At 66.3% G+C, this 5,253-nt stretch carries 5 protein-coding genes; all 5 read left to right on the top strand.

Going from position 1 to position 5,253, the window contains the following annotated elements; translation table 11 throughout:
- Nucleotides 1–191: flagellin (locus EN914_RS23310; RefSeq protein WP_281034667.1), on the top strand; the 191-nt coding region annotated here is incomplete at its 5' end.
- A gap of 134 nt (nucleotides 192–325) precedes the next feature.
- A complete protein-coding gene (gene fliF / locus EN914_RS23305; RefSeq protein WP_127389287.1) occupies nucleotides 326–1,972 on the top strand; it encodes a flagellar basal-body MS-ring/collar protein FliF in 1,647 nt (548 codons plus the stop codon).
- Between the two features lie 3 nt (nucleotides 1,973–1,975).
- The gene (locus EN914_RS23300; protein ID WP_024502692.1) at nucleotides 1,976–2,602 is read left to right on the top strand and encodes a hypothetical protein; all 627 of its coding nucleotides are present in this window, start codon (nucleotides 1,976–1,978) and stop codon (nucleotides 2,600–2,602) included.
- On the top strand, nucleotides 2,599–3,936 hold the full coding sequence (locus EN914_RS23295) for a MotB family protein (protein ID WP_013529784.1): 1,338 nt from the start codon (nucleotides 2,599–2,601) through the stop codon (nucleotides 3,934–3,936). Before EN914_RS23300 ends, EN914_RS23295 begins: the two co-directional genes overlap by 4 nt.
- Nucleotides 3,933–5,253, top strand: a 1,321-nt coding sequence (locus EN914_RS23290) for a chemotaxis protein MotC (protein WP_127389286.1), incomplete at its 3' end; no start/stop codon positions are given. The genes EN914_RS23295 and EN914_RS23290, both read left to right, overlap by 4 nt.

Below are 5,253 nucleotides of genomic sequence, written 5' to 3'. Positions count from 1 at the left end.
ACCTGCAGAAGACCTTCACCCAGAGCCTGATGGACTCCATCGACCGCGGCGTCGGCCAGCTCGTCGACGCCGACATGAACAAGGAATCGACCCGCCTCCAGGCCCTGCAGGTGCAGCAGCAGCTCGGCATCCAGGCACTGTCGATCGCCAACAGCTCCTCGCAGTCGATCCTGTCGCTGTTCAAGAACTAATCGCGGGCGCCACCGGCGCCTCCTTTTCGCACTCCGATTGACGGGCCGCGCCGCAAGCGCGGCCCGATTTCATTTTCGCACAAGCTTCGAAGACTAGAGTTCCGGCGGACAATCATGCTGGGAGTCGTTGAACCGTGCCGGAACAGATCCAGAGCATCATCTCGAATCTCCGCGGGTTTGGCGTGAAGCGCCTCGCCATGCTGGCGGGCATCGCCGTTCTGGTGATGGGCGTCATCGGCATCGCCTCGGTCTATCTCAACCGCCCCGCCTACGACACGCTCTATGTCGGACTCGACCGCGCCGACGTGAACCAGATCGGCCTGGTGCTCGGCGAAGCCGGCATCGGCTTCGATGTCGGCGCCGACGGAACCTCGGTTCTGGTGCCGGCCGGCACCACCGCCCAGGCCCGCATGCTGCTCGCCGAAAAGGGCCTGCCGACCAGCGCCAATGCCGGCTACGAACTGTTCGACAATGTCGGCTCGCTCGGCCTCACCTCGTTCATGCAGCAGATCACCCGCGTGCGCGCGCTGGAAGGTGAGATCGCCCGCACCATCCAGTCGATATCGGGCATCAAGGCGGCGCGGGTCCACATCGTCATGTCCGAACGCGCCAATTTCCGCCGTGACGAGCAGCAGCCTTCCGCCTCCGTGGTCATCCGCTACGCCGGCATCGACGCCGAAAAGAGCGCCATGTCGATCCGCCATCTCGTCGCCGCCGCCGTCCCCGGCCTGTCGGCCGACAAGGTGACGGTGCTCGATTCCAGCGGCAATCTGCTGGCTGCGGGCGACGACCCTTCCAACACCAGCGCCGCCCGCACGCTCGGCGTCGAGCAGACCGTCGAGGCGCAGATCGGAGACAACATCCGCCGTGCGCTGACGGCCTATCTCGGCCCCGACAATTTCCGCGCCAGCGTCAAGGCCGAGGTCAACACCGACACCCGCCAGACGGAAGAGACCATCTTCGATCCGAATTCCCGCGTCGAGCGCTCGGTGCAGTCGGTGCGCGCCAACGAGAACAACAACCAGAAGCAGGCTTCCACTCCGGCCAGCGTCGAGCAGAACCTGCCCGAGACCCAGGCAACCGCCACCGATGGCCCGCAATCCTCCTCGCAGAACGACCGCAGGGAAGAGATCACCAACTACGAGATCAATTCCAAGAAGATCGCCACCGTCTCCAACGGCTACACCGTCACCAAGATGTCGATTGCCGTGGTCGTCAACCAGCAGCGGCTGACGACCATCCTCGGCAAGGACGCCACACCGGAGCAGATCGCCAAGCGCGTCGCCGAGATCCAGAAGATGGTTACATCCGCCACCGGCCTGGATGAAAAGCGCGGCGACATCATCGACGTCTCGGCGGTCGAGTTCATCGATGGCCTGGATGGCGAGGCGATCCCGCAGGCGGGAATGCTCGATTCGATCGGCCAGCATGCCGGCACGATGATCAATGCAGGTGCCTTCATCGCCGTGGTGTTCCTGGTGGCCTTCTTCGGCCTGAGGCCGATGGCCGCGGCGCTGACGGCAAAGGCTGCTCCAGCCCTGGCAGGCCCCAGCTTCGACGACGTCCAGCGCTCGCTGCCGACGCCGGAGGCAATGGCGGCCACCGACAATGCCGCGGTTGGCGCCTTGCCAGGCACACGCCCAGGCCCCACTCCGCTCGACGATCTTCGCCAGAAGATCCGGCCGGCGCCGCAGGACCGGCTTGCCAGGATGGTCGACCTCAACGAGGAGCGCACCGCGCAGATCCTGCGCAAATGGGCTTCCCAGGAAGTGGCGGTGTAAACCATGCCTTCCGTAGCCCTCTTCGACCTTCTGCCTGATTTCGGCACGCGCGCGCAGCGTGCCGGCCAGCCCCGGGCAGCAGTCGATCCCGAACACAAGCCCGAGACGCCGGCGCCGCAAGCCGATATCGGCACGCTGATCGCCGAGGCGGTTGCCCAGGCGGAGGCAGCGCTGGAGGGCCGCCTGGCGGCTGCGCATGACGCCGCGCTCGAAGCCGAACGCCAGGCCAATGCTGAGGAAGCAAGGATATTTCTCGAAAGCCTTGGCGACGATGTCGGCAAGGCGGTCTCGTTGCACATCGATGCGATGGAGGCGCGCGTGACCGGACTTGTCGCCGGCACGGTCGCCCGCATCATCGGCGGCATCGTCAGCGACGATCTGCAGAAACGTTCGATCGATGCGTTGGCAGACGCCGTCCGCGAAGCGGTTGGCGACGCCGAGGCTGTGCGCATCGTCGTGCGCGGCCCGCTCTCGATGTTCGAAACACTGAAGGCATCGCTCGGACCCCGCGCCGCCAATCTCGATTTTGTCGAGGCGCCAGGCTTCGACCTGACCGTGGCTATCGACGAGGCGGTGTTCGAAACGCGCATGGCCGAATGGTCGACGACCCTCTCGGAGGTCCTGGCATGAGCGTCGCCAACGCCGATCAGGGCCGCCACGAGATCATCATCGTGCGGCGCAGTCATGACGACCATGACGAGGCCCACCATGGCGGCGTCTGGAAGATCGCCTTCGCCGACTTCATGACGGCCATGATGTGCTTCTTCCTGGTCATGTGGCTGATCAACGCCGCCAACGAGCAGACCAAGGCAGCCGTGGCCAGCTACTTCAACCCGGTCAAGCTGGTCGACCGCAATTCGAGCCGCAAGGGCCTGGAGGATCTCGGCGACGGCCCGCGCGCCATGGGACTGACGGCCGACGATCCGCAAGAGGCGACCAGCAAAGCCGGACAGAACGGCAATGCCGGCGCGGGCGCGTCCGAGCGCAAGCAGGACAAGCAGGAGCCACAGCAGGCGGAACACTCCGACGACCATCTCTTCGCCGACCCCTACGCCGTGCTTTCGGAAATCGCCACAGATACCGGCGTCATGCAGAATGTCAGCCAGAAAGGCGATGGCGGCGTGCAGGCTGCCGGCCCGGCTACCGGCGCCTCCGGTGGCGCCTCCTACCGCGATCCTTTCGAGCCGGATTTCTGGTCGCAGCAGGTCGCGGCGCCCGGCGCCGAGGCCAGCGCCCAGCGCACCAAGATCGAGGGCGATCCGGCCAAGCCCGGCGACAAGACCGCCGAAACGCAGGTGCTCAAAGTCAAAGCCGTGCCGCCTGTCGCGGCACCGCTCGAGCCACTGGCAAAGGACGCGACCAGTAAACAGGCCGCGAACCCTGCCACGGCATTGGCCGGCGAGACGAAACCGGACGGCACCAAGGCCGCGGTAGCGAAGGCTGAGCCTGAGGCGCAAAAGGCCGTCCAGCCCGACATCGGGGAGAAGGCGCCAACCGCTGCTGCCGTGAAGGCAGCGGCCGACGTCAAGCGGCAGTTGGCCGATGCTTTCAAGCCTGGCGACAAGCTGCACGACGGCGTCTCGGTCGAAGCCACCGACAAGGGCGTCGTCATCTCGATCACCGATCAGCTCGACTTCGGCATGTTCGAGGTCGGCTCGGCGTTGCCAAGACGCGAACTGGTGCTGGCAATGGAGAAGATCGGCCGCATCGTCAACAGCCAGAAGGGCACCATCAGCATCAACGGCCACACCGATGCCCGGCCGTTCCGCAGCGACAGCTACGACAATTGGCGGCTGTCGACGGCGCGCGCGCATTCCGCGTACTACATGCTCGTGCGCGGCGGCGTCGACGAACGCCGCATCACCGAGGTCGCCGGTTTCGCGGACCGCCAGCCGAAAATAGCAGCCGATCCATTGGCGGCCGCGAACCGCCGCATCGAGATCCTGATGGCGACCGGCGGATGAAGCGAGCGGCCGTCACCCGCCGGTTGATTGGCCTGTTGCTGCTGGCCGGCGGACACCCGTCCACTGGTTTCGCCCAGGAGGCCCTGCAGCCGTATCAGCTGGTGCGCTCGCTGCAGCTCATCCAGGACCGCATAGCCGCCGGCGATCATGCCGCCCTGCCGATGCAGGCCAAGCTGCTCGAGATGACGGATGCGCGCCTGCGCGCGGCGAATGCCGAGGACTACAAGGATCCCAAGAATTTTCGGGCCCTGCTTGTCTACGGCATGAGCGGCGGCAACCCGGTGACCGTCGAAGCGGCCACGTCGCGCGCTACGGCGGACCCGCAAAGCCTTGCAATCGCCAAAGGCGTGATTGAGTACCTCAACGGCCGGCCCGGCAAGGCTATCGAAGCCTTGAGGCCGATCGATCCCATGGCGCTGCCTCCGGATCTCGGCGCCTTCCTCGCTTTGGTCAAAGGCTCGCTGCTTGCCGGCGATCAACCGGCGACCGCACTCGGTCTGCTCGACGAGGCAAGATTGCTCAGCCCCGGCACGCTGGTCGAGGAGGCGGCACTTCGCCGTTCGGTCGGCCTTGCAGTCGCGCAAGGCGACGCGGCACGTTTCGCCCTTGCTTCCACCCAGTATGTCGAGCGCTACCTCTATTCGCCCTATGCCAGCCAGTTCGCGGACTCCTTTGTCTCCGGCGTCATCGCGCTGCACATGTCGATCAGCCAGGACAAGCTGGGCGACATCACCTCGATGATGGATCCCGAGCGCGAGAAGGTGATCTATCTGCGCATCGCCCGCCGTGCCGCGATAGACGGCCTGAACGACCTTTCGGCCTTCGCTTCGGCGCGGGCCGAGCAGGGCCGTGACGGCAACACCAATCAGGACGATCCACGCGCCCTGCTCTATGCCAGCCTTTCCACCGTCACCTCGGGCACAATCGAGGACATTCGTGCCAAGCTCGGCAAGATCGATCGCAGCCGGCTGTCGGAGGGCGACCGCGCCTTGCTCGACGCCGCTCAGGCCATTGCCGGCGAGGTCGTCGCGCCGCCCACCGCCCTTCCGGCGGAAAAGCCTGCCCCTGTCGCGGCCGAGCAACCTCCGGCTCCCGAGATCGCCACGCCGCAAAACGCCGATGACAGTGGCTTGCCACCGGTCGAAGGCGCCATCTCGGAGCAACCCGCCGCCACCGCGGCCTCCGGCGGACCGGCCGCCAATGCGCCGGACACGGCGGCAGTTGCAGCCACATCCGCCGAGCCTGCGACCGTCGTGCCGGCGTCGGCACCTTCGCCCGCCGCCGGTCCAGAGCCCGCCGATCCGACCGACGCCGCCA

Origin of the sequence: Mesorhizobium sp. M7A.F.Ca.CA.001.08.2.1 (assembly GCF_003998455.1) — a bacterium.
Taxonomy (GTDB): Bacteria; Pseudomonadota; Alphaproteobacteria; order Rhizobiales; family Rhizobiaceae; genus Mesorhizobium; species Mesorhizobium ciceri.
Note: the sequence above shows the minus strand (reverse complement) of the source record. Positions and strands in the feature narration are given on the sequence as shown.

Excerpts from the sequence above, each read along its gene's own strand:
- EN914_RS23300 (WP_024502692.1), top strand. The coding sequence starts at position 1,976 with ATGCCTTCCGTAGCCCTCTTCGACCTTCTGCCTGATTTCGGCACGCGC.
- EN914_RS23295 (WP_013529784.1), top strand. The coding sequence starts at position 2,599 with ATGAGCGTCGCCAACGCCGATCAGGGCCGCCACGAGATCATCATCGTG.